Source organism: Vibrio sp. GJ43-1, from assembly GCF_055808835.1.
Genome location: NZ_CM147884.1, coordinates 2,837,899 through 2,862,959, shown reverse-complemented (window position 1 = coordinate 2,862,959; position 25,061 = coordinate 2,837,899). Strand labels below are relative to the sequence as shown.

Here is a 25,061-nt window from a genome sequence, read left to right as displayed (position 1 = left end):
TACACACCCTGTGTTACTGACCATGCTGATTACTTTCTTGTTTGGAATTTATTTTGACTAATAACGATATTTTACGCCGTATTCGCTATACCTTTGACTTTAAAGACGCAGAAATGATTGACGTGTTTGCAGCGGCAGAGCACAAAGTGACACGTGAACAAGTGTCGAATTGGTTAAAAAAGACAGCGATGATAACTATAAGTCAGCAAGCGATACAGACTTAGCGATTTTCTTGAATGGCTTAATCAATATTAAACGCGGTAAGCGCGAAGGGGCACAACCTGAGCCTGAAAAGCGCCTAACCAATAACATGATTTTCATGAAGCTTAGAATCGCGCTAAATATGAAAGCGGAAGATATCTTAGATGCCCTACAATCGGTAGATTTTAATCTAAGTAAGCACGAATTGAGTGCGTTTTTCCGTAAGCCAGACAATAAGCACTATCGTGAATGTAAAGATCAGATTTTGCGTAACTTCTTAATGGCGATTCAACGCCAGTTACGTCCTGAAGACAAAAGCGAATACCAAGATTAAGCTTGTAAGTTAAGTCAGTTAAGCAGCAAAAGATGCAATGTCTTTTGCTGCCATGCCAGCTTACCTATTCCTCTCAGTTCTCACTGATATTCGCTCATTTACCACTCATAGTGGTTGCTGTAGACCACCAGCCGCAACACCGAGAGTACTTACTCACTTTTCTTGTACGATGAACTTGATTATGCCTTTTAAAACCTTCAACTTTAATTCCAAATTGGCTACCGCTATTGCAAAGATGTACCCGTCGCCGACTAAAATTCAATCGTTAACATGGCCGCAGGCATTATTGGGTAAAGATGTGTTAGCGATTGCTCAGACAGGCAGCGGTAAAACCATGGCTTATGGTTTAGCATTAATCGAACAATTGTACAGAGAAAGGGCAGCGACGGGTGAAGAGGGCGCTGACAGCCATCAAAACGTCAGTGGAGCAGTGGTTCTTGTACCGACACGTGAGTTGGCGATGCAGGTGAATGATGCTTTGGCGCCGCTGGCGAAAAGCCTATCTCAGTCGTCAATCGTACTGTGTGGTGGTGTGGATATTGATGCCCAAAAGTACCAGTTAGAGCAACACCCGACCATGATCATTGCCACTCCTGGACGCTTACTTGACTTGATTAATCAACAAGCGATCCGGCTAGGCGATATCAAGCATGTCGTGTTGGATGAAGTAGACCGTTTGCTTGATATGGGATTTTGGTCGGATGTACAGAGCATTTTGCTTGCTTTGCCAAGTCAGCGTCAAACGATGATGTTCTCGGCGACGTTGCCCGATGCATTGGAACAAAAAGTGGCGTTGCTACTCAATGAGCCAGCTCGCGTACAAAGCCATGTGACCAACAGCGTAGTCACTGACGTTCAAGAATCCTTATACCTAGTAAATAAAGGCAACAAGGCCAATGTCTTGATTCAACAAATTAAAGACAATCAGTGGCAGCAAGTTCTCGTGTTTATCGGCGCGCGAGATAATGCCGATGCTTTGTGTAAAAAGCTATCTAAGGCTCGGCTTTAAGACGGCCGCGTTACATGGTAATAAAGATCAAGTAGAAAGAGAGCAGACGTTACAGGCGTTTAAAGAGAGCAAGGTGCAAGTGCTTATTGCCACCGATTTACTCGCTCGCGGCGTACATGTTGAACAGCTGCCAGTCGTCATCAACTATGAGCTACCTGCAGATGCGTCAGTGTATGTTCATCGTGTCGGTCGAACGGCGCGTGCTTAGCCAATCTGGCTTGGCAATTTCTCTGGTTTGTCATGGTGAAACAGGATACTTGGACGCCATTAGAACACTGACAGAGCGCTCACTACCATTGCAACAACTTGCCGAATTTCCAGTGACAGATAAGCTAGCTTCTACAGAAAGTAAACGTCCGAAAAGAGACAAACAAGCGAACCGCCGCACCAACAAAAAAGGCAGCGCGAAGCAGTTTAAGACTAAGCGTTAGGTAAGGCCGCAATTGTTATTTAAGCTAGGCATGTAACATTGTTCCCTCTACGCATAGGCTGCGTAGAGGGAACAATGTAAATACTATTTAATGATTAAAGCTCTCCTACAAACCCTGCAGCGATATAACTCCTTAATTCGCTTTATTCGTCGCTGCCACGTTGTCCGACGTACCCTGACCAAGTATTCATTGTGTTCACACATGTCAATCATCCTGAGAAATAGTAATTTTTGTCACTTTGCTCTTACTGATAAAGAGTAAGAGGTCGTGATCTTTGTTCCACTCTTATTTTTCCTGGAAAATTATGTCATTCATATTCACTTGTGTGAATAGTCAATATGCGTGTTATTTATTAATACGATAGTGTTATATAGCAAGATATTCGCAGTGCCAATCTCTTGGGTGGTAAGATTGATGGGGGTGATTGTAATCGTGGTTTTCGAAGCTATTTAGTCATGGAGAACAGCAACACTCAGAACGAGTAAAAACGAAGTAATACAAAGAGAAAGAGAGATATAGCTGTTAATGAAGGATTATAGAACCTCAACACAGGGTGTTGAGGTTCTTAAACAAAGCTATAGGTTTTGTGCTTTTGCCATTTGATTGGCTATTTTCGGTGCGTACCATAGACTTGGTGCAATGATTAGCGAGGCTGGAACTGCCGTGATCACGATAAATGATTGCAGTGCCGAGATGCCGCCACTTCCCATTGAGATAAGAACGATCGCGACCGCCCCCATCAGCACACCCCAAAAGGCACGAATGACCGCATTAGGTTCTTCATCACCACTGATAACCATAGTGATGGTGTATGTCATGGAATCACCCGTTGTCACGATAAATGTCGTGGTCAGCACTAGGAACAAGACTGAAATTAGCGTTGGGAATGGCAATTGTTGCGTAATCGCCAATAGTGCGCCCGGCATGTTAAAGCCTTCAAAACCTGCTTTGATGATACCAGGTGTCGCCAGTTCGAACGCTAGCCCAGAGCCACCGACAATGGTGAACCAGAAACAAGTGACTAACGGAGCCGCAATACTAATAGACAAGATCAATTGACGAATAGTACGACCGCGAGAAATACGAGCGATAAAGATCGCCATCATTGGTCCATAGCCAATAAACCAGCCCCAAAAGAATACCGTCCACCAACCAAGCCACTCTGGGTCGCCACGATAAAGTGCCATAGGAACAAATTGATCAATCATTTGTCCTAGGCCCTGAACATAACTATCCACAATAAAGCTTGTTGGTCCGGCAATCAGAATAAAGCCAATAAGTGCTGCAGCAAGGATAATGTTGTAGCGGCTGATGATTTGAATGCCGCGATTAACGCCACTTAATGCTGATAAGGTGTAGAAGACCATCGCAAACACCACTACCGTTGCTTGGGTCGCAAAAGTATCTGGAATGCCAAACAGTTCTTGTAGTGCGTAGCTGATTTGCAAGCCAAGGAAACCGATAGGTCCAATGGTGCCTGCAGCCACAGCAATAATGCTAAGCGCATCGACGGTGTTGCCAAGCCAGCCAGTGATAACACGTTGACCAAATAACGGATAGAGCAACGTACGTGGCTTAAGAGGCAAGCCCTTGTCGTAATGCAGGTGCATGAGAACAACGGAAGACAGGCAGCCTAGTACCGCCCAAGCAAGAAATCCCCAGTGAACAAAAGATTGCGATAGCGCATTAATCGCGTTGGTGTACGGATCTGCTGAGCCAAATAAAGGGGCGCAGAAACATAGTGCGCAATCGGCTCTGCTGCGGCCCAAAATACGCCGCCACCTGCAAGTAGGGTGCAGAGAATGATTGAGATCCATTTGAAGTTTTCTACATCTGGTGCAGACAGTGCGCCGAGTCTAACGTCACCTGTTTTACCAAAGCACAGTGCTAGACCAATAACAAAATTCGCGAGAAGGAGTATTTGCCAGAAGGCACCAAAGTATTTCGTGGCCAGATTGAAAGCCAGAATCGACAACAGAGGAGAGTGCGACAGGGTGGGTTAGAGCAAGTAAAACAAATAACGTTAGGAAAGAGCCACTGATCCAGAATACTGGATTATTCATTTCCAGTTTATCAGCTAGCTGTTTCAGTCGTTCGGGCGGATGAATGGCGTCATACGCTGAGCGAGAAGCTGTCGAAGAGTCTACGACAGTATTAGAATTTGGCATTAAAAGTTCACTATTCATGTGCCGCTGTGATAGCCAGCAATGTGTGTTTTCTCACTATTTGACAAGCAAAGTGTGAGCTGAATCATAAAAGCCGGACATCCTAACACATTGTTAGCATCGAAACAGGACTTTTTGCTGCGATTAAAAATCGAGCAATGTTCAAGTGCTTCCCGGTGATCTCCTTAATACGCAAAAAGCTTCGTATTGTAGGATTTGGCCTGCTTAGTGCAATAAACGGCAAACGTCATCCGTTTTCTTTATGGCTTTGGAAGTGAAATAGGAAAGGGTAACTGTGAGCTTAATTGGTTGAAATAAAAGAGATTAATATTGAATTCTCGTATGGGGTGGTTTCAGGGGACATTTGGTCGATAAACAGTAAGATTATTTCGTGAATTCTACGCGGTTGAATCACTTGCCATTTATAAGGCGGTCAATATAATCCGGCGTCGCTCCATAGTTGGGGGTGATGAAGATAATAGCCATATTATTTTTAGTGATGATATTTAGCTCAACTTACCCACCATTTTTAGTGGTAGGAGGTAAGAAGGAAAACGTACCATGAAACAAATTAAGACGCTGATGGCCAGCGCTGTGATGACTTCCATGCTTTCTGGTTGTATTGGCCAAATGGCGACAACAGGCTTTGTTATGCATGAAGTGAACATAAAAGGTGTTGATAACCGTTATGCTCGTGCAGGTCTCTATACGCTGATGTCTCCGGTTTACGCAATAACATCAATGGCAGACTTATTTGTCGTCAACTCAATTGAGTTTTGGATCGGTACTAACCCATTAAGTAAGAAGAAAGCTTTGGCTGATATGCCTGCTAACTCTTATATTAAAGTGAACCATAAGATAGACAAGAAACTAACAAGCGCACCCGTTAAGATATCTATGCTTGATGGCAATACGACTCAAATGAACTTTGTCGATGACAACGGTCAATCACGTGTTTTGCTTGGCGTGAGTGGTAAAGACAGCGTTGATTTCTATCTTGACGGTGAGTATGTCACTACGGCATCACACGATGAGTTAAAAGCCCACTCTTCTCTATCGTAGCTGTATTTCTCGAATACACCGATAAAGGTCTGCCTACATGAGATAGGGCAGGCCTTTATGTATTTCATCACTGCTATTTAGCCTTCTCCGTTACCTTGCCCGAATTGTCATACCCGCATGGCACAAAGTGGTAAGTTCAATTTTTCGATTCCTCTAAACTCTGCCTCATCAAATGCGCACAGTAAAACGAACGCCTTAGCGGGCAAGTGCATTTATTATTGCAGGATAAAAACAGACAGGATGTTTTAAGAGAGGAAAATACTTTGAAAAACACACTGACGAAATCACTTCTACTTGCCGCTACTGGTTTTATTGCAATGACAGCAACCACTGCTCATGCTTTTGAGTTAGGTGCCGACAGCAAACGAGGCGTCACATTTCAGTTCAATACCCTTATTATTGGTGTCAAAGACAATTATGTGAATGGTGGTATGGCACTGTTGCAAAAACCCATTTCCCAAGAGCACAACATTAGTTGGTTTGTGGAAGGTGGCGTAGGTTACAACTGGCACAGTGAAGCGATTGATATTCATGCACCTGTCGGTCTTCGCTGGGAGCTAGGTGAAAAACCTTGATGTCGATTTATTTGCCACTCCAGAAGTGAAGTTCAATAACGGTGCCGACTTGGGCGTTGGCGTTGACCTTGGTGTGTCTTGGAAGTTTTAAGTACCTAATACCGAAAAAGTTAATAAAGGCAATGACTCATACATTGCTTTTATTGTTATCGGGTGCTGTACATTATAATATTTCGCTACATTTATTGATACAGTGAATTAATAGGTGTCAATCTAAGTGTATTTATTATCATGTGCCATTCCTCGTGTTAATGATTGTGGGGTTGTAATATTCACTATGTGAATTTGTGATATTAAAAGTGTGACTCGTGTCATAGCCGAGATTTTCAATTAAAGAATACAACATTAAATAAAGTTATATTTGCTGGGAAAATAAATTATACGTAACTATTAATTTAGGCCAATTATCATTATGAGCTTTCAACAATGGGTGCTAGCTATTCTAGCTCTTCCTCTACTAATTTCATGTAAAAGTAATACAGTTCCAAGCTGGTATCTAGAACCAAATATTGATTCCAATCAATATTTGTATGCGGTTGGTTTTGGTAGAACTATTGAAACTGCAAAAGCGACATCACTAAAGAATTTAAACAATAAACTATGGACACAGGTAAGCTCTACTTACTATTCTCGAGATACAACAGCAAATAGAAATGGAAATGAGTATTTTGGTAGTTTAGTGGATCAAAAAACATTCATTGAGTCAGCAAAAACAGTGATTAGTGGCTATGAATTTACGAATTTATCCCATGGTGAGTCAGCGTCTTACGCGCAAGTTAGAATTGAGCGTACCGCACTTATTACTCAGCTAGAATTGAGCCTAGATACCAAGCTTAAAAGCATCAACCATATTATTGACAATGCAAAAACTAGTGACGCGCTTGTTTGGTGGTTGGAAAATAGTGCTATAGATGAAAAAATAAATAGCATTCATGCTGAATATGCAATGCTAAGAACACTTAACTCTGAGGCTAGAATAGAACTAAAAACATTGGATAAATTTTCATTGATGCAGAGGGCAATTAAAAATAATCTCGACATTCGGATAGTGAGCTCAAGGAGCGACGCAAAGCGAGCGTTTTTGTTAGCAAATCAAATATCAAATACTGGTATCAAGGCCAGACAGACAAAGTCAAAAAACAGTTCACATACTATCACCATTCGTTCAAATACAAGCAACAGTGTTGTTGGAGATGCATACATTGTTACTGTCGTCAGTGAAATTTTCCTTACCAATAAAAAGAATAAAGTACTGGCTAGTAACGAGATTATATCAAGTGGTAACTCTATTACAGGTAAAGACATGGCTGTAAAAGGAGCAACTCGCCACTTTAATGATCAAGTAATGAAAAAAGGTATCTGGCAATCACTCGGCCTTGAATACTGACAAAAATTATAAAAATAGTAATAACAATAAAGACAGGAGTGTCTATTCAAATGTTTAAAAAAACAGTAGTGGCAACAACATTATTAACGGCGTTAACAGGCTGTATATCTACAGGTCCCGACGCAGTTTGTACTCCAGATACACGAGTGGAAATACAGACAGCTGAAATCCCTGCAGTATCTACCGAAGATCAGAGAGTCATTGTCTTGCCTGTGGATTTTGAATATAAAGATCCAAGCAGTGGCAAGGTAAAAACAGTTCTGCGCAATGAGTTAGAAGCTCAAATATCAGGGGCTGGCGCTAAACTTGTCGACAGGAAGATTGCAAATAAGCTCAGAGATGAAATAAAACTTGCTGAGCAGAGTGGTCGTTACAATTCAAAAGGTGTACCGATCGCAGATTTTGCGGTACTAACTGAAGTCACTTCGACGGATTTAAGTAAATCTTATAGCGAAGCTCGTACTTGGAAAGATGATGATGGTGAGTCTCATTATGTCCCGCCAAAGTGTAGCTATGAAGTTGATGTAAAAGCGATTGCGAAAATTTATACGCTTCCAGGAATGGAGCTCGTAGAGCGTATTGAGTTGGCTGGCGATGATTATGCTACAACAGAAACACGTAGCTCAAAATGTCCTCTAAACAACGCCCAATATACAAGTATGGCAAGCGCTGCTGCTAATGAAGCCGTTGCACATAATGTTGCTTTGCAGCAGATGTTAGCGCCTAGTGCACCTATTTTAGAGCTCCGACAATGTGAAGCTGGGAATATGGTTAAAATTGGCATGGGGAAAAACAAACGAGTTAAACCAGGCGCTGAAGTTGCTTTTTCAAAACTCATGAAATCGCATGGTGGTGATGTGGAAACGTTTTCCATTGGTGAGGGCGAAGTAGTTGATATTCCTAACCATGGCATCAAACAAAAGTACTCATGGGTCGCTATTGACGAAGAGCTTGCGATTAAAGTTCAGCAAGGAGACTCGGCGAAAATAGTTCATGAAATGGAATGCTCTTTATTAGACCTTGAATGTAATAGCAAAAAACACTTAGGTTACTAAATGATGAAGAAAGTAATGTTGCTGGCGCTTACTAGCGCTGTATTAGCGGGTTGTCAAAATACTAAAACTGTTGAAGGAGCGCAGAATTATGGCGTTTGTCATTACCCTGACGCACCAACGATCGAAGCGCCCGGTTGGGTCTGTGACGTTATGCCACAAGACCTAGCGATTGGTGCTGTTGGCTATGCTAAAAAAAGCGCGGCTGGAATTGGGGCAATGAAGACAGTTGCACTTAACAATGGCCGCGTGACTTTAGCGACTTCGTTTGAAATTGAGGTGAACAATCTTTTCAAACAGGCGATTGAGAGCACGCTTGTTTCAGTTACTGATGAGCAACAGAAAGAAGAGGTGGTTGAGTCTTTTCAAAACGTAACAAAAAACGTGGTTACGAGGACCTTAACTAATAGCCGCATTATCGTCAGTCAAGTCAGCCCTAATGGTGGTCTATATGTTTTAGTCGGGATGGATCAGCCAACGTATGATGCGAATGTATCAAAAGTAGCCGATTCTGCCGCGTCGGATTCTAAGCTATGGAAACAATTTAATAGGGTTCAAGCTAAGGACGAACTGAATCAAGCGCTTAATTCGTTAAAACTTTAATTCATATAGGGCTACTTGTTAGCCCTTTTTTATGTGCGGATTGTATGAACCTAAATAAAATATCGCTCTGTCTATTAGTATTATCTTTTTCTTCAGTCGCTGTGTCATCGCCACTCTACAGCGAATTTGATGCGCAGTTCAATACTACGAAGGAAACTAAAGAACAATCAATATCTGATTTTCATACTTATGTAGAACGTTACTTGGACCAGTATGAAGGCTGGAGAGATAGTTATGAAGAAGAGTTGCAAAAAGAAAAGGAACCTCATTGAAAAGTGGGGCGTCGGTGAGGTTAGTGATAATACGAAGGATGTTAAATACACAGGTAATAACACGAAAACGATAATTAATTATGAAGATGAAACGATAGAAGTTTCGCTTCTTGTATCGGGGCATGAAACAGAAAGTGAACTATTAGCATCATTACCAGATTCAGTTAATGATGTCCCTTTTGATGCGACAGACGCTGTTGTAATGAAGAGCAACAAGAAGTTTTCCCAAGAAAATGAATCAATCGAAAAGCAGTTTATTATTGACCAAACATATCGTCAAATGAATGAGATTGATAAACAGGCGGATAGATTACTTCTGAGCGAGACGGGTATTCCAGAGTCGTTTATCTTTGAAAGGGCTCATAAAAAGAAGCTAGCGCTTATTGACGCATCAAAATTGAAACTCGCGAACCTTGCTACCTTTTATCAACAAAAAAGACAGCAATTAGGCGAAAATCCCCCCCACAGTGGACGCGGTCAAGTCACCAACTATTGAAGGTAAGTCTACGACGATGGCCGATTCAGCAGACGATCTAGAATTGGTGGCGTTACCTGCACCCTCTATCGCATACAGTGAAGAAATATTAGTACAGCAAACTCCCAAAGCAGATGCTCCGCTGGTTGATACTGCACTTGAGGGCGAAATACGCTTAAAGAATGAGGCGGTCTTAACAAAGTCAGCTTCGCAGACTGAAACTCCATCTAAGGTTGTTACCTATCGGGTAAAGTTGCCATCAAGCTCCCTTAAAAAAAGAGCAGTTAAGTATCAGCCAATCGCTTTGGTTGAGTCCGAAAACTTTGACATAAACCCGTCGCTAGTGATGGCAATTATGCATAGTGAATCTGCATTTCGTCCCGATGCGAAATCTCATATACCTGCTTATGGTCTCATGCAAATAGTCCCATCAACAGCAGGGCATGACGTGAACTTGCAAGTACGAAAGATCGATAAACCAATGAGTAGCGAATCCTTATATCAGCCACCAGTGAATATAGAGACAGGCGTTGCTTACTTAAACATCCTAAACACCCGCTATCTCGCAAAGATAAAAGACCCGAAAAGTAGAGAATACTGTGTTATTGCCGCTTATAACACCGGGGCTGGTAATGTTGCTAGGGCATTTAATGAAGATAATTCTATGAGCTTGTCCAAAGCAGCTAAGACGATCAATAGCATGACTCCTGACGAAGTATATGAACGCCTAATGGCCTCATTGCCATACGATGAAACAAAGAACTACCTTAAGAAAGTGTCTTCTCGAATGAGTTTGTACAGTGCAGAATCAAATTAAGTGAGTGGGTTGTCGAATGGAAAATAAGGATGTGTTATCTCAATATGTGCGAGATCGTTGGACCAAAATGATCGGGTTAGCATCGGTTGTCGCGATAGCGTTAGGTGGGGTCAATGATACTATCGATGCTGTGGAAAAAATGTACACAATTTCACTGTCAAAGTTCACTGACTACCCATCGCATAACAAGCTCAATAGCCTGTATATTCGAGCTTCGGCAGATAAACTCGATGAATCTTTTGGTGCGCCGATATATATAAAGGATACTAAAACCTCGGATGTTATTCGCTACTATGAGGATGGGCGATTTATTCTGTCCGCTATTATTAGGAATGAGTCAGTGGTGGCTTATTTAGTCTTCCCATTTAGTTCTTTTCTTCCTGATACAGGGGAGCACGCAGGTGGAACTCAGTTACTCGAAATGCCGTTTGATCAGATTGAGTCCGTTGAAGAAATTCGAGTAAATTATTCTCGTGCACTTAGTTACTATTTAGAGCATGGGAGTGGCGGAGATTTTCAACTGTTGTATAGCTCAATCTCTGGCTATAGTGCGTATTTAGAACCATTAAAAGATAAACAAAGGCAACTTTTTCAAGCGTTGATGGATTCACAACTGCTTGAACTTGGTGATGAAACCGCGCTAGAACAAGTAAGAGAAAATTTGAAGCCGAATTTTTATGGCTATAGTGCGATCGGTATCGATGCATTAGAAAGTGCGATTTTGACTAGTAATGAATTTAGACTGATACACAAATTGTAGTGGTAATAACAATACCCTTAGCCAGCCATCAATAATTAGGTGTGTTGGGATAACTAGCTAGATTTAATATCTAGCTAGTTATCTCTTTGAACTTACACGTTATTCGCTTGCTCTACCATCGACAGCGCAAGAGCCTCAGCCGCCTTAATACCATCGATGCCAGCGGATAGAATACCGCCCGCGTAACCCGCGCCTTCACCCGCTGGGTAGAAGCCTTTTAGATTAACGCTTTGATAGTCTTTGCCACGTTTAATACAAACAGGAGATGACGTACGCGTCTCTACACCTGTTAGTAGCCCATCTGCACCAGCAAAACCTTTGATCTTTTTGTCAAAGGCTGGGATGGCTTCACGAATAGCTTCAATAGCAAAAGCAGGCAGTGCTTTAGAGATATCGGTCAGCTTAATACCAGGAGTGAACGATGGAGTCACATCACCAAGAGCACTTGGATCGCGACCTTTCAAGAAGTCGCCAATTTTTTGTGCTGGAGCATCGTAGTTCTCTCCGCCTAGCTTGAACGCGCCTGTTTCAAGTTCACGCTGGAATTGAATACCTGCCAATGGATTACCAGGGAAGTCCTCTTCTGGTGAAATACCCACTACGATCGCGCTGTTTGCGTTACGCTCGGCACGAGAGTATTGGCTCATACCGTTTGTTACCACGCGACCTTCTTCAGATGTCGCGGCAACCACGGTTCCACCTGGGCACATACAGAAACTATAGACAGTACGACCGTTTTTACAGTGGTGAACCAATTTGTAGTCAGCAGCCCCTAAAATTGGGTTGCCAGCATTTTTGCCAAAGCGAGCTTCGTCAATAACAGATTGCTTGTGTTCAATACGGAAACCTACCGAGAACGGTTTCGCTTCCATGTAAACACCACGCTCATGCAGCATCTCGAAGGTGTCACGAGCACTGTGACCCACCGCTAGCACAACGTGACGAGTGTGAAGTTGCTCACCGTCAGAAAGGGTTAAACCCGTGATTTGACCGTCTTCCATGTGAATGTCGTCAACGCGAGTACTAAAGCGAATTTCACCGCCCAGTTCAATGATTTTGGCGCGCATTTTTTCAATCATAGTGACCAGTTTAAAGGTCCCGATGTGCGGCTTGCTGACGTAACGGATTTCTTCTGGTGCGCCAGAGGCAACAAATTCTTCGATCACCTTGCGGCCATAGTGCTTAGGATCTTTCACTTGGCTATACAATTTGCCATCGGAGAATGTCCCTGCGCCACCTTCACCAAATTGCACGTTGGATTCAGGGTTCAGTGTACGTTTACGCCAAAAACCAAAGGTGTCTTTGGTGCGCTCGCGTACTTCTTTGCCGCGCTCAACAATAATTGGGTTAAAGCCCATTTGCGCAAGTACAAGGCCAGCAAACAAGCCACAAGGACCAAAACCAATCACTACAGGGCGCTCAGTTAAGTTTGCCTAGGCGCTTGAGCAACAAACTTGTATTCCATGTCCGGGGTCACTTTCACGTGCGGATCATTGGCAAATTGTTCAAGCAGTTGCGCTTCATTATCGACGACAACATCGAGCGTATAGATCAGTAAAATCTTACTTTTTTTACGAGCATCATAGCCACGCTTAAACATATTGAATGACAGGACTTGCTCGCTTGGAATGTTTAGCTTTTTCGCGATGGCGGCAAGAATTGCGTCTTCCTCGTGATCAAGAGGAAGTTTAATTTCGGTTAAACGTATCATGGTGATGTCTCGTGTTAGTAGGTGTCTTAGCGTAGAACCTAATTCGCTTCTACGCTCACAATGGCGCGCATTTTACGTGAAGTTGGTTTGTCTGTCATACTTAATTCAAATGACCGGGCAGTGCGGGAATACCGAGCGTGAAAAATTTATGCTTGGCATGATGTTGAATTTTACCCGTGAATCCGTATCATCGCCCCTCCATATTAGGCGCGAACGGTTTTTGTACGTATTGCCTATTGATTGACTGACTAACCAAGAGCTGATGACCATGGCATTTGTCGTAACAGATAATTGTATTCAATGTAAATTTACCGACTGTGTGGCGGTGTGCCCGGCCGATGCATTTTATGAAGGCCCGAACTTTATGGTGATCAGCCCAATAGACTGCATTGACTGTGGTCTTTGTGTTCCAGAATGTGATGCTCAGGCGATTTTTCAAGAAGATGAGCTATCTGAAGATCAGCAAGTGTTTATTGCATTGAATGAAGAGCTAGCAGAAGTGTGGCCAAACATTACCGAAGTGAAGCCTGCAATGGACGAAGCGGATAAGTGGAATGGCGTACCAAACAAGTTAGGTATGCTAGAGAAATAGATGCTTTTGGCTCTCTAGACATAAAAAACGCAGTCGCTTAATCAGCCACTGCGTTTTTTAATTTGGTGAATTAGTCATTTGCTGAAACGGCACTCTTAAAGGGAAAATGCGGATGAGCGTGACACTTCATCCGCATTTAGGTGGAACTTTAGTATTAAAAGGCGTTTATTGAATGCTTAGAAGCCGTCCTCGTTCAATATCTTGCTGCAATATTTCGGCGGAAAGTTCGCTATGGCTGTGTGAATGATGGTCATGATGGTCTGTCTTTTTGTTGGCCAGTTTATCGGTGTCTAAATATGTGGCTGTTAAATCAGAGCAGAACTCGTTATCCCAGAGTTTCCGAGCCTCGTCATCGCTCATAATCGCTTCGGCTTTTGGACCTAACTTATCCATGTAAAACATACCTAGCTCTTCGCCCGTTGCGCTAGCCTGGTTTATCAGGTTGTTAAATACGGGTTCTTGCGCTTCATCGGATAAATAGCCATTTCTATAACAAACGGTTAAACCGACGATATCATCGCCCAGTCGTTCGAGTTCAGGGCTGAAATGGTTATGACTGTGATTGTGTCCTTCTGCTGATGCGACCATAGGTGCCAGTAGAGTGCATAGAATAATAAGTGGCTTTAAAAACCTATTCATAATAGAAACCTTGAATTTGTAGTGGTAATACTAAGGAAATGTATATCAGAGCGCGCTTAATGTTAGTTTGTCCGGATTTTTGGTGGTGCTACGGTGTAAACCATCGGTTTCATTTCCCACTCACCTTTTGCCTCTAGTGCACGGGCTAATGCTTGTGCATCCTTGCAAACATTTGCTGGTTTGCTGTCAGCCCAAAAAGAGGGGCCAGAGGTATAGCCGCACATCACAGAGAAAGCGTTCTCACCACCCTTTGTGGTGTATTCCGTCATAATCATCCCACCTTGGCCATGGGTGATTTTGAGTGATCCTTTATCGGCAATATGCGTTTTATCTGCTGGATTTGGCTTGTTATACGTCGAGTATGTGCCGTCATCTGACATAAAGGCATTGTCATACATGGTGTAGCCTTCTTTTTCTGACGGTAGCGTCAATTGGTAGCTTGGGTCTATGTCGGCAAGGCGTTCTTTGTTATTCGTTGCTCCGGGATGATAGTCATGAGCATTAGAAATACCATTGGCGAAAACAGAACCAGAGATAAACGCCAATATAATGATAGATAAGATTGATTTTTTCATAGTAGTACTCCAAAAATAAGTCAGTTACGTACAGTGATGCAAAGCATGCGTTGTTGGGGCTTTACTTTTCAGGAGCGAAGAACGATCTGCCCTTCGCTCCTGTGGTCCTATTGTTTATCTGTCGCTGACCCTTTTGAGGGTTCTGTTGGACGGGTCACTGATTTACGTTCTAAGTTATGGTGTTCACGTACTCTATCCATGTACTCTTGTTTGGTATTCATTCCTTGCTTCATCGATTCTGGTACTTGCTCTGCTGGCATAACGATATCGCGATCAACGGGCCATTCCGTTAACAGCTCTGGCATATAACCTTCTGGGTAGTACAATTTCGGGTCAAGCTCTAAATCACGAATTTCTTGTTCTTGAATATCGGCGCGACTTTGTTTCGGCATTGGTATACGGAACTCAGAACCATCGGCAAGATCAAATTGTGGCGCACGCGCATTTGGGAAGTCTGGCAAGATACCTTCACGAACCCATGCATTATCTTTCGTCATATTAACGACGATTCCATCAGGTGCCCCAAAGTGGTAAGGCCCCTTCCAGTGATGGCGGACTTCTGCTACGGTTTCTTCATTTAAATATGGGTCAAATGTCATGTGCGTTGTCATAAATAAACGAGGTTGTACTTCGTTGGCAACATAGCCCGCGGCATACGCTGGAGTATGATGTGTATCGACGGTGTATCGCGCTAAAAAAGGTGGAACACCTTGTATAATGGAGGATACGCCAAAGACTTCGGTTTGCAGTTCGGTGATAAACAAATCGGCCCCTTTTGCATATTTTAAATCGAGCTCTGTAGGGCGGCCGTCTCCCGTCCATACAAAGGACAGAACTCGTCCATCTTCTTGTGTCCAGTTCAAGCGATACCCCGACGCTCCATCTTTGGCGTGACTGCGGCGCCAGTGAATAACTTCTACGTTATCTTGGTCATAAATGACGCCACCATCGTCACGAAAATCAAATTCATGCACTATGAGGTCGTTACCTGCGGGGAAGACATCAAAGGCGTCGGTATGCCAGTTGAGCATTTGCTGCATGCCTTCAACCATATGGCGAGTACCGTACTCTGGTGAGGCTCCACTTGGTCCGTAGATATTTAACGGCTTTTCCCAGCGACCATTCCAACCACCAAATTGATACAGATAAGGTAATGACCCGTAATGGTCTACGTGTAAGTGAGTAATGAATATGTGGTCAAGTTCATTCAGCGCTACACCCGCGGCGACATAGTTAGCAATAGATGCTTCACCTAAATCGAAGACAAAGTTAGAACCATTACCAAGTTCAACATAGATGGAGGTGTTGGCTTGTCCTGGTCGAATCATTGGTGATGTACCCATGAACGTGACGCGCATTTCATCCGGTTGCACTTCTTCAGTACGCGGGAACCAGTTAGCACCTGAAACCATGTGATCACCGTATGGAGCAATCCCTTCAAACATTAAACCTTCTTTCCAGCCAGTGTCAGTTTTACTTCGATACTCACCATTGTTTACACCACCCATGAGTACGGAAAGCACTTCCTCCTCTGAGGAATACAGTTTGCCTTTTGGTTGAGACTCTAGGTATTCATTAAGCGTATCGCCTTCGTGATATTCGAATGTTTGCAGGTTGTCGATGTTAGATTGGGTTTTTTTAGTGTTGTATTCCATCATTGGGTCAGCAGCAAAGGCTGTGGTTGTTATGATTAATGCCGTTGATACCGCAGATAATTTAGCAAAGGTTCTCATAGTTCCACCTATCGGTTGAGTGTATGTATGAATGAAGTTCCTTCCTCACTCCGATGTGGATATTCTATTCATAACTAAAATTTCAATATATAGAGGTAAATATAGTTAATATATCAATATTATTTATGAGTTGAGAGGTGGTATTTAGCACGTGTGCTTTAGGGGGGTATAAGTGAGGTCGCTTAAGGTGTGTCCGAAATATGTATTGGTGAGGTATAAGTAACCTTGTGGGGAAGACCAGTACTTTATCGGTAAATGGTGTCCTTATAGAGGCGATATGACGCTACTTGCGGTAAGTAAGGGCGTTGAGCAAAACTTCTCGAATTGCTTTGTGATGAACGTCTCTTTCGTAGCGTTTATGATATAGCATTCGAAATTTGAATGAACGCAATTCTAGCGGGTATGGATGAACTACTAATCCTAACCTTGGGGCCATTTTTTCTGCAAATGACCGAGTTGACGAGGCAATATAGTCACTGTTACTTGCGAGTAATAACATGCTTGAAATAGAGCTGGTTTCTATCTTTATGTTTCGCTCTTTATGTATGCCTTGTGATAAAAATTCAACAGTATTCATATCACCTCGCTTTAGTTTGAGGGCGATATGTTGTTCTTTGTAGAATTGTTCACTTGTCATTGTATCGTGGATGCGAGGGTGTCCGAGGCGAGTTAAGCAGACGGCTTCTTCTTCAAAGAGCATCTCTTCAATCAGAGCGTGTTTTTTACTTGAAACAACGTCAATAACAATGTCTATCTTTTGTGCAATCAATGCATCAAATAACTCATTATCTTCAAGAGGAGCCTCGCTAATTTTTATACCGTCAACATCAGTAATGAAATGGATGAGGCTTTCAGAGCAGTAGACTTTGAGATCGTAGGTTTGTTGAGCGACATTATTGATAATGGTTAATGGATCTTCGATACGATTAGCAAGTGAAATAGCGGTGCTTGTCGGGACAATGCCGCGACCTTCTCGAACAAACAGTGCTTTACCTATTGTCGTTTCTAAGCGTCTAATTGCAGCACTTATCGCGGGTTGAGTAAGCGATAATTGCTCTGCAGCGCCAGTAATGGAGCGTTGTTTATAGACAGCAAGAAAGGTGGTTAATAGATTCAGATCCAAAGTGATGCTCTCTTTATATAGCGAAGGTTAGAGTCATTTGCCGTATAAAAAAAGTTGCTCTCCAGACTATACCATTCAAGTTGAGTTTTACCAGTAAGATCGATAACGTCGATTTGATGTTGCGATGGCGTATAGTGAGGAGTTATACGAAGGATTCGCAATGAGATGCCGCGCTAAAGTACCAGCACCTTATATTGCAGAATTGCATATGTTTATTTTTATTAAGCGCTCAAGCATGAGCGCTTAATCGAGCACTTTAGCACGATTAGTTATGCTGACGGCGCAGGTTATCCAAAATAATCCCCGTTGCCATCGCCACATTGAGTGATTCTGCTCCGCCAAAGGCTGGAATGGTAATTTTGTTAGTGACGTGTTTTTCAGCTTCCGCACGTACTCCATGAGATTCACTGCCCATCAGTAAGATGCCTTGCGCAGAAAATTGGGTACTGTGGACACTTTCACCTTCCAGAAACGCCCCATAAACTGGGATACTTGCTTGTTCTAAGTAACTCGGCAAGTCGGTTTGGCTAACCTGAACACGGCCAAAACTGCCCATCGTCGCGCGGATGGTTTTCGGGTTATAGGGGTCAGCGCAATCAGTGCTGGCAACAATGTGCTTGATGCCATACCAATCGGCAACGCGAATAATGGTGCCAAGGTTACCGGGATCAGAGACACCATCTAAGGCAATCATCAATCCTTTTGCTTCAGGAATATCGTGGCTCGGTATTTCGACAATTGCGACAGCGGCATTGTTAGTCACTAAGCTGCTTGCTTTCGTCAATTCATCCAAAGACGCTTCAATACAATCAAAACGGCTAAGCGCTTGCTCATTAGCGCTAAGAAAGTCGCTGGTGGCAAAGACTTGCTTGACCGTCAGCTGCGCACCAACCAGCTCAAGGACGTTTTTTTCACCCTCGACTAAAAACAAACCATGCGCTTTGCGCTGTTTCTTTTGGCCTAATGCACGAAGTAGTTTTAATTGGTTTTTAGAAATCATAGTTATGTCCTAGATGAAAGCGCGGGCATTATAACCTCAAGTGAGTGATAGATGCGAGTCTGAAGCCATTCAGTGAAATAGAGAAGATGGTGTACTGGCATCGTCATACCAGTACGTATCCGCTATACCTTAAGCCCGGTCATGAGCGCTTCAAGCGCGTCGGCTTGCTGATTTAAGCGTTGTATCTCATTGTTTGAGTGCGTCACCATATCAGCGACTCGTTGTGACTGGGCGCGAACTTGCTCGACATCTGAGGCAATATTGTCAGCCACTACTCCTTGCTCTTCGGCGGCAGCGGCAATTTCAATGCTTCGATCGGAGATGTATTGGTTTTGCTCTGCGATGTGGTTGATATCATTGTTCACCGAGCTCATGAGTTGCTCGCTGGACTCAGCGTTGTTCACCGTTTGGTGCATGACGGTCATTAAACCTTGGCTGTTGGTTTGCAGCGCCTCAATCATCTTCTTAATTTCGACGGTCGCGGTTTGCGTTCTGCCTGCTAGGGTACGGACTTCATCGGCCACTACCGCAAAACCTCGGCCTTGCTCACCTGCGCGTGCCGCTTCAATCGCCGCATTTAGTGCCAGTAAATTGGTTTGCTCAGAAATCGCATTGATGGTGGTGACCACGTCGTCAATTTGTGTGGTGTTACTGTCTAACTCGGCCACGGCTTCAGCTGCGCTGTTAATTTCTGAGCCTAATTGGTTAATTGCCTGTAATGTTTGGCTGACGTTTTCCAGCCCTTGAGCCGTTGCCTTGGTTGCTTGGTTCGTTTGGCTGGAGGTGCCTTGTGCATGGCTAGCCACTTCACGAATAGAGCCTGCCATTTGTTCCGTTGCGCTGGCTAGGGAGTCAATTCGTTCTTGTTGATCGTGAGTGAGTTGTTGGTTCGCTTGGCTACGCTGGCGTAGGTCGGAGCTAATCTGTTGAACGAGAGCAATGGCTTCTTGCGTCGCTTTGACTAACTGCTGTTCACGGGTAGAGACGCGATCCACGGTTCTTGCGATTAAGTTGAAATCATTACGCGCGGGCGCATGACCGATTCGGTAGGATAGATCGCCATCAGCAAGGCGAAGAACGGCATCGTAAATATTGTAGAGCGCGCCACCCATAAAAGTCATGATGTAGTAAAGGCTCAGTGCGATAAAGAGGCACGATACTAAAATTACGCTGATATGCGTGATGGTGAGTGATGAAAGTAAGCTGGGTTGCTCAGTGCTTGTCAGGCTATATGAAGCGCCGGGTACTGGAATGCTCTCGCGACTATCGTGACCAATTTGTATGTGACTGCCTGAAAGTACACGACGGACGTCATTTTCTGAGAGCGAAGATTGTGCGATGAGGCTCGCTACCGTGTTCATGTTTTGTCGTTGTAGCTGTTGTTGCTGACTTTCTGATGCGCTGATAAGCGTTGAACTAACGATAAGGATGGTAAGAACTGGCGCGAAAAAAAGAATGAGAAAGTTCTCTCTGATCGTTACGTTGATCAAATACTTATCAATCCAGCGGAATGCGATTTCTTTCATGACGTTACTCTTTAGGTCTTGTATGAATAGCAGGAGGTGCTTGGGGCACATTATCCATGTAAAGCGTATTGGGGTTAGAGTCTTTATGTGATCTAGGTCACGTTGTGCGCGATGGGATTAATGATGTTCACAAAGTCTGTTTGTTTTGTCGGCGGTTACGCTTGTTACTCTGGTAGAGAGTAGAGAGTAGAGAGTAGAGAAGGGCGCCACTAAGCGCTGGTGTACAGTGCGCATGAAAATGAAGCCATGCTTTGGCGATAGTGAGCTAAGCATGGCATGTAGAACTTATTAGGGGGATGGGAAGCTATTTCAGAATTTGCACTGAATCGGCCTCAACCGCCACATCGCTGTCATTTTTCTCGATTTCACCAAAGATTTTTACTTTGTCTTTTGGTGTAACGGTTTGACCGCCCCATTCGTCTGCTTCAATTTCGATTGGCATCTGACCGGTACTGTCTTGGAAGGTGTAGACGTCATTTCCCATTGATTTAACAATATGGCCGACGAGCGTGACTTTATTGCCATCGGTTAACCAGCCCGCATTCATGACCTCTTCGACCGTACTTAATGTGTCGTTATCCGTTGGGCCTTGAAATCCACCCGTGGTAGTTTGCATGGCTTCTTTATTGATCGCCCCTTCAGAGGCTAAAACAGAAGCGGAAAGAAGCAGTGATGAAATTAGAACGAGAGATGTTTTTTTCATTGTTTTCCCCAGAAATCACAGTGAGTCAGTCACGACTTTAAGCAGTGATTAAATTAATCATTAATTTTCACTATAGATCAGCGTGCTAGAAATTCCATGTGCTGATGCTATGAAATATAGGTGATCATTTTGCAAATTTCACCTTCCATGCTCAATGGCGATATTTGCAAAATAAGCTGCTAAAAAAATTAGATTGAAAATTGTATGCAAGAATGTCAGTTTTCTTGCGTACTCGCTAACCTCCAATCCATGCTTATATTATTCTTACGCTAGGTACCACGGGCTCATTGGGATCTTGATATTCATATCGCTCAGCGTCAAAGTACGAGCGTAGGCTGATACCTACAATCAATTTTTCAAATGACATTCATAAGAAATAGAGCGGAATAAGTTGACTAATTTAGGCACTGTTTACCTGCTACTTTGATGGAGGCTGGTTGCTCTTGCTGCCATTTGTCTATGACAAGTGACGCAATTAAATCGCCTTCAACGTTTACTGCGGTTCTGAAGGTGTCGAGTGGGCGCTCAATGATCAGCAGTATCGCAATGGCCTCCAGCGGGATGCCTGCCGCAAGCAATACCATCTGCATACCAGACATGGACCCTGATGGCATACCAGGTGCACCAATGGAGGAAACCATCGCCATAATGAAAATCATCACTAGGCCAGTCGTGGTTAAATCAACGCCAAACAGTTGCGCTAAGAAAATAGCCGCCACCCCTTCAAATAGAGCGGTTCCATCCATATTCATTACCGCACCGAGAGGCAATACCATGCTGCTAGTACTTTGAGAAACACCCAGCTCCTGTTCTGCCGTTTGCATGGATAGAGGCAGCGTTGCTGAGCTTGATGACGTGGCAAACGCCATGGCCATAGGCGCGGATATCGCACGGAACAAACGACGGTAGCGAATACCAGTGATGAATTTGGCAATGCTTGGCAGTACGATCGCGCCATGAACGACAGTTAAGGTAAAAACGAGTAAAGCAAACAAAGCCAGCTGATGAAATAGAGCATTATTGCCATTAACCGTGAATTCAAACACGATTGAAAATACGGCGACGGGCGCTAAACGAATAATCGCACTTACAATGGTAGTAATGCCTTTGTTCAATCCAGAAAGCGTTTCAAATAGTGAGTGCTTTTCAGGTAAAGAGGCCAGCAGCGCCACGCCCAACATAAACGAAAAAACGACAATAGCCAGCAAGTTCCCTTGAGCAAGCGCCGCGACAGGGTTTACTAATGCCATGCTTACTAGCTTTGCTGCAATGGCGCCGCCAGTCGTGGCTTCTGAATTGATCAGTTGCACACTGTCATTAAGTGGAACGGGGGTTGCTAATGGCTGCCAAGCAGGCAGCATGAGTGATGCACCAAGACCTAAGCTAACGGCAATGAACGATGTGAAGCTATAGAACAGTAGCGTGGAACGGCCAATTTTCTTTAGGCGCATGGTTGAGCCAATGCTGGTAATACCTTGCAATAAGGACAGCATAACAACGATACCAACGACCATTTTTAATAATCCAAGGTAGGTGGTTTTACCGAGCATAATCAGTTGATACCAACTTTGCTGAGCAATTTCATTAGGCAAGGGCAGTAAGCTTGCGAGAGCCCAAGCGGCCGCAGCAGAGAGTAGTAGCTGCAGAGGTAAAGATTGGCGAAGCGTCATCCACATAATGGTTGTTCCAACATAGCAAGGAAAGAGGAGAAGTGGGTGTCTTCTCTTCGTTAGTTCATGAGTAATAAATTATGAAATATTATTTTTGTAAAAAGGGTTGAGTGTGCCTTTCAATCGCTTTAGCACAACCAGAGCGGTGACTCGACCCCAACCAAAGAGAATACGTTGATGAAGTCGGAAGATGGTGTCGTATAGGTTGCGAACTAAGCGACCGCGCAAAATGAGTTTGTTATTCATCAAGCTACCCACGGCATAGTTGTGCCCAACCGCAATCACCATTCCACCGTCATTAAATACAAACGGTTTCATCTCTTTTCCTTTTAGCCTGCGTTTTATCTGTGTCGCTAAGTGCCCAGCGGCTTGATTTGCTGCTTGTGCTCTTGGCGGTACAACGCTGCCGTCGGGTTGTGGACATTCAGCACTGTCGCCAATGACAAAAATGCTGTCGTCTACTGTTGTCGTTAAGGTCGCATTCACTTTTAACTGATTGAGGCGATTGGTTTCTAGTCCATCAAGCTGAGCAAGCCACGGTGCGCACTTAATACCTGCTGCCCATAACTGCAAGTTTGCATTAATGACTTCTCCGTTCGCTGTGATCAACTTGCCACTCTCCGCTCGTTTTACTCGGGTGTTGGTTTTGATTTCTACACCGTTTTTTACCAGAGCGTTATGAACTTTCTCAGACATGCAAGCAGGGCCTGCTGGGAGAATTCGCTCAGAGGCTTCAATAAGCGTTACCTTTAAGTTGGCGTCGTGGCGGTAGCGATTAAGCTTTTCATTGACCTTAGCAAGCTCTGCAGCAAGCTCTACGCCTGTTGCGCCAGCACCCACAATAGAGATGTGGTGTTCACCCTGAGCACGCAGCAGAGGATTAATTTGCTCCCATGCTTGTTGTGCTTGCTGCGCAGAGTCGAGAAATAAGCAGTGCTCACTCACGCCTTCGGTTTTAAAGTCATTACTGACGGCACCGACCGCAATCACTAAATAGTCGTAATTGACCATTGAGGTTTGCCCTTGAGCGTCACGAACTTCAATTTCTTTTCGTTGGCGATCAAGACGGCTCATTGATGCTTGGATAGTTTGATATTGATTACAATAGCCATGTTGTAAATAGCTAACCGCATCGAGCTCGGAATCAAAAGTGCCAGCCGCAATTTCGTGCAGACGAGGTTTCCAATAGTGATGGCTTGCAGGTTCGATCAGAACGATGTCATGCTGCCCACGACGGCCAAAACTTCTTCCAAGGCGGGTCACTAATTCAAGGCTAGCTGCACCGCCGCCGACGACTACGATTTTTGACATGATGTGCTCCAATAGCCCAAGCAATCGTGATAGACGTTGCTAAAAATAGGGTTTGCGCTAAAGGTTAAGTCTTCAGTACAAACGGAATGGCGCTATTGTATTGGAACGGTTTATATTGATAATCCCGCTAATTTAAAAATGACTATTACACAGTTGTAATAATGGTTGAAAGAGAAAGGAAAAGATCATTACACGAATCTTTTCCTGTTTTGGGTCATGAGGAGACCGTTTTATAGGGTGGTTTCGTTGAATTCTTTTGAAAATACAGCACTTTTTGCAGGTATCGCCGCGCTTCATCTTTTGGATGTTGCGTAGTCAAAGCGGTATAAACTTGTTTTGGCGCGAGGTTATTTAGTTTGTTCATCGCTTGTTTTCTATCGCGATGAAAAGTTGCGAGCACACCTCCGGTACCGCTGTTGTAGGCCGAAATCATACTAAAGTGCAGAGACGTTGGGTGCTTGACCTCACGCAGGTAACGGTTTTTCAATATGTAAAAATACGCCGCGCCAGTATCGATGTTGTTGGCAGGATCAAAGAGGTACGCTTTGGTTGGAATACCTGGTTTCTTTTTCACCAAATTAAATACATCAGCACCAGCGGTTTTAGGGATGACTTGCATCAACCCATACGCGCCAGCATGGCTGACCGCATAAGGGTTAAAACTACTCTCTGTTTTGATGATGGAGTAAATCAGATCTTCAGTTAACCCATAACGTTTTGCCGCAGCTTGAATGAGTGAGGCGTATTGGTATTCCCTCTGCTCTAGATGATTCTTAACCATGGTAATTTCAACATAATAGGCAGTGCCACGTTTTATGCTTTTGCGTTTAAGCTGATGCGTCATTAAATGATCAGCGTAGCGGTTTGCTCTCCATTGCCACTCAATCGCTTTGCCATCTTGATCGAGAACTTGATTAAGTAAAAACGGTTTACCTTTTAAAGCGGCGGCTTTGTCGCTAAATAGCTCGGCATCTTTTGGGTCTGCAGGCATAAGTAAGGTTTGTACGATGGCTTTCTTGAGTTTGCTGTGCGAGTCACTCTGAGCGATGGTCGAGACGTATATCTTGCCTTTATCGAAATCAATATGAGCCCGAGTTTGGTAACCATCTAGATACTTTACGTAGCGGTGCTTTCCCGCTTGCACAAAGTCATCTTCACCCCATTTTGCTTTTCCTTGTTTGACGACATAGCTGAGCAACTGAGTAATAACCTGCTTCTCTGTGGGAGACATAACCGGATTGGTCGTGGGCTGGGATTGATTAGTTTGTGATGAACCAGAAGGCGTGCAACCAGTAATTAGCAGCAGTAAAGATAGGCAAAGTGCTTTCTTCAAGG

17 protein-coding genes and 5 pseudogenes are annotated in these 25,061 nt (G+C 43.8%); 10 read left to right on the top strand and 12 right to left on the bottom strand.

From position 1 onward, the window contains the following. Positions 1 to 53: 53 nt before the first annotated feature. Both AC0L66_RS13665 and AC0L66_RS13660 read left to right on the top strand, forming a co-directional pair. Positions 54 to 535 (top strand): annotated as a pseudogene (locus tag AC0L66_RS13665) (YehS family protein). 181 nt (positions 536 to 716) lie between these two features. Beyond that, a pseudogene (locus AC0L66_RS13660) lies at positions 717 to 1,975 on the top strand (DEAD/DEAH box helicase). A 575-nt stretch (positions 1,976 to 2,550) separates the two neighbouring features. On the opposite strand, the pseudogene AC0L66_RS13655 reads toward AC0L66_RS13660, so the two are convergent. Beyond that, positions 2,551 to 4,143: pseudogene (locus AC0L66_RS13655) on the bottom strand (BCCT family transporter). 558 nt (positions 4,144 to 4,701) lie between these two features. Between AC0L66_RS13655 and AC0L66_RS13650 the strand changes: the two are divergent. The 7 genes and pseudogenes from AC0L66_RS13650 (at position 4,702) to AC0L66_RS13620 (ending at position 11,143) form a co-directional block, all read left to right on the top strand. Beyond that, positions 4,702 to 5,202: a DUF3332 family protein gene (locus AC0L66_RS13650; protein WP_473567680.1), complete on the top strand. Its 501-nt coding sequence runs from the start codon at positions 4,702 to 4,704 to the stop codon at positions 5,200 to 5,202. Positions 5,203 to 5,465: 263 nt separating this feature from the next. Continuing rightward, entirely contained in the window at positions 5,466 to 5,777 is a 312-nt protein-coding gene (locus tag AC0L66_RS13645) for a hypothetical protein (protein ID WP_473567678.1), read from the top strand. Between the two features lie 412 nt (positions 5,778 to 6,189). Continuing rightward, a complete protein-coding gene (locus AC0L66_RS13640; protein ID WP_473567676.1) occupies positions 6,190 to 7,164 on the top strand; it encodes a hypothetical protein in 975 nt (324 codons plus the stop codon). A 50-nt stretch (positions 7,165 to 7,214) separates the two neighbouring features. After that, positions 7,215 to 8,219: a hypothetical protein gene (locus tag AC0L66_RS13635; RefSeq protein WP_473567675.1), complete on the top strand. Its 1,005-nt coding sequence runs from the start codon at positions 7,215 to 7,217 to the stop codon at positions 8,217 to 8,219. 3 nt (positions 8,220 to 8,222) lie between these two features. After that, complete coding sequence (locus AC0L66_RS13630) at positions 8,223 to 8,819, top strand: LPP20 family lipoprotein (RefSeq protein ID WP_473569265.1); 597 nt, start codon at positions 8,223 to 8,225, stop codon at positions 8,817 to 8,819. A 44-nt stretch (positions 8,820 to 8,863) separates the two neighbouring features. After that, positions 8,864 to 10,383, top strand: a pseudogene (locus AC0L66_RS13625) (transglycosylase SLT domain-containing protein). Positions 10,384 to 10,399: 16 nt separating this feature from the next. Continuing rightward, positions 10,400 to 11,143 carry an ETEC_3214 domain-containing protein gene (locus AC0L66_RS13620; protein WP_473567674.1) on the top strand — a complete coding sequence of 248 codons (744 nt, stop codon included), beginning with the start codon at positions 10,400 to 10,402 and terminating at the stop codon, positions 11,141 to 11,143. 92 nt (positions 11,144 to 11,235) lie between these two features. Here the strand turns inward: AC0L66_RS13620 and AC0L66_RS13615 are convergent. Next, positions 11,236 to 12,854 (bottom strand): annotated as a pseudogene (locus AC0L66_RS13615) (NAD(P)/FAD-dependent oxidoreductase). Between the two features lie 268 nt (positions 12,855 to 13,122). Here AC0L66_RS13615 and fdxA point away from each other — a divergent pair. Then, positions 13,123 to 13,446 (top strand): ferredoxin FdxA, encoded by a 324-nt coding sequence (fdxA, locus tag AC0L66_RS13610; protein WP_265675774.1) that lies wholly within the window; start codon positions 13,123 to 13,125, stop codon positions 13,444 to 13,446. A 165-nt stretch (positions 13,447 to 13,611) separates the two neighbouring features. Here fdxA and AC0L66_RS13605 read toward each other — a convergent pair whose 3' ends face one another. From AC0L66_RS13605 to mltC, 10 genes are all read right to left on the bottom strand, one after another. Continuing rightward, complete coding sequence (locus AC0L66_RS13605; RefSeq protein ID WP_473567672.1) at positions 13,612 to 14,085, bottom strand: hypothetical protein; 474 nt, start codon at positions 14,083 to 14,085, stop codon at positions 13,612 to 13,614. A gap of 62 nt (positions 14,086 to 14,147) precedes the next feature. Continuing rightward, the gene (locus AC0L66_RS13600) at positions 14,148 to 14,660 is read right to left on the bottom strand and encodes a hypothetical protein (protein ID WP_473567671.1); all 513 of its coding nucleotides are present in this window, start codon (positions 14,658 to 14,660) and stop codon (positions 14,148 to 14,150) included. Between the two features lie 107 nt (positions 14,661 to 14,767). Then, positions 14,768 to 16,393, bottom strand: coding sequence for a guanitoxin biosynthesis MBL fold metallo-hydrolase GntH (gene gntH, locus AC0L66_RS13595; RefSeq protein ID WP_473567670.1), 1,626 nt, complete (start codon positions 16,391 to 16,393; stop codon positions 14,768 to 14,770). Between the two features lie 283 nt (positions 16,394 to 16,676). Continuing rightward, positions 16,677 to 17,516 (bottom strand): LysR family transcriptional regulator, encoded by an 840-nt coding sequence (locus AC0L66_RS13590; RefSeq protein ID WP_473567668.1) that lies wholly within the window; start codon positions 17,514 to 17,516, stop codon positions 16,677 to 16,679. Between the two features lie 265 nt (positions 17,517 to 17,781). Continuing rightward, positions 17,782 to 18,516, bottom strand: a complete 735-nt coding sequence (locus AC0L66_RS13585) for a TrmH family RNA methyltransferase (protein ID WP_473567667.1) — start codon at positions 18,514 to 18,516, stop codon at positions 17,782 to 17,784. Positions 18,517 to 18,638: 122 nt separating this feature from the next. After that, entirely contained in the window at positions 18,639 to 20,042 is a 1,404-nt protein-coding gene (locus AC0L66_RS13580; protein ID WP_473567665.1) for a methyl-accepting chemotaxis protein, read from the bottom strand. A 304-nt stretch (positions 20,043 to 20,346) separates the two neighbouring features. Further along, a complete protein-coding gene (locus AC0L66_RS13575; RefSeq protein WP_265675771.1) occupies positions 20,347 to 20,745 on the bottom strand; it encodes a YgiW/YdeI family stress tolerance OB fold protein in 399 nt (132 codons plus the stop codon). Positions 20,746 to 21,140: 395 nt separating this feature from the next. After that, positions 21,141 to 22,421, bottom strand: a complete 1,281-nt coding sequence (locus AC0L66_RS13570; protein WP_428750642.1) for a dicarboxylate/amino acid:cation symporter — start codon at positions 22,419 to 22,421, stop codon at positions 21,141 to 21,143. Between the two features lie 72 nt (positions 22,422 to 22,493). Next, positions 22,494 to 23,726 (bottom strand): NAD(P)/FAD-dependent oxidoreductase, encoded by a 1,233-nt coding sequence (locus AC0L66_RS13565; protein ID WP_473567664.1) that lies wholly within the window; start codon positions 23,724 to 23,726, stop codon positions 22,494 to 22,496. 214 nt (positions 23,727 to 23,940) lie between these two features. Further along, positions 23,941 to 25,059: a membrane-bound lytic murein transglycosylase MltC gene (mltC, locus tag AC0L66_RS13560; RefSeq protein ID WP_473567663.1), complete on the bottom strand. Its 1,119-nt coding sequence runs from the start codon at positions 25,057 to 25,059 to the stop codon at positions 23,941 to 23,943. Between the last annotated feature and the right edge of the window lie 2 nt (positions 25,060 to 25,061).

What these genes read in the sequence shown, in the direction of transcription:
- AC0L66_RS13650 (WP_473567680.1), top strand. Translation starts at nt 4,702, where the DNA reads ATGAAACAAATTAAGACGCTGATGGCCAGCGCTGTGATGACTTCCATG.
- AC0L66_RS13640 (WP_473567676.1), top strand. Translation starts at nt 6,190, where the DNA reads ATGAGCTTTCAACAATGGGTGCTAGCTATTCTAGCTCTTCCTCTACTA.
- AC0L66_RS13635 (WP_473567675.1), top strand. Translation starts at nt 7,215, where the DNA reads ATGTTTAAAAAAACAGTAGTGGCAACAACATTATTAACGGCGTTAACA.
- AC0L66_RS13630 (WP_473569265.1), top strand. Translation starts at nt 8,223, where the DNA reads ATGAAGAAAGTAATGTTGCTGGCGCTTACTAGCGCTGTATTAGCGGGT.
- AC0L66_RS13620 (WP_473567674.1), top strand. Translation starts at nt 10,400, where the DNA reads ATGGAAAATAAGGATGTGTTATCTCAATATGTGCGAGATCGTTGGACC.
- fdxA (WP_265675774.1), top strand. Translation starts at nt 13,123, where the DNA reads ATGGCATTTGTCGTAACAGATAATTGTATTCAATGTAAATTTACCGAC.
- AC0L66_RS13605 (WP_473567672.1), bottom strand. Translation starts at nt 14,085, where the DNA reads ATGAATAGGTTTTTAAAGCCACTTATTATTCTATGCACTCTACTGGCA.
- AC0L66_RS13600 (WP_473567671.1), bottom strand. Translation starts at nt 14,660, where the DNA reads ATGAAAAAATCAATCTTATCTATCATTATATTGGCGTTTATCTCTGGT.
- gntH (WP_473567670.1), bottom strand. Translation starts at nt 16,393, where the DNA reads ATGAGAACCTTTGCTAAATTATCTGCGGTATCAACGGCATTAATCATA.
- AC0L66_RS13585 (WP_473567667.1), bottom strand. Translation starts at nt 18,516, where the DNA reads ATGATTTCTAAAAACCAATTAAAACTACTTCGTGCATTAGGCCAAAAG.
- AC0L66_RS13580 (WP_473567665.1), bottom strand. Translation starts at nt 20,042, where the DNA reads ATGAAAGAAATCGCATTCCGCTGGATTGATAAGTATTTGATCAACGTA.
- AC0L66_RS13575 (WP_265675771.1), bottom strand. Translation starts at nt 20,745, where the DNA reads ATGAAAAAAACATCTCTCGTTCTAATTTCATCACTGCTTCTTTCCGCT.
- AC0L66_RS13570 (WP_428750642.1), bottom strand. Translation starts at nt 22,421, where the DNA reads ATGTGGATGACGCTTCGCCAATCTTTACCTCTGCAGCTACTACTCTCT.
- AC0L66_RS13565 (WP_473567664.1), bottom strand. Translation starts at nt 23,726, where the DNA reads ATGTCAAAAATCGTAGTCGTCGGCGGCGGTGCAGCTAGCCTTGAATTA.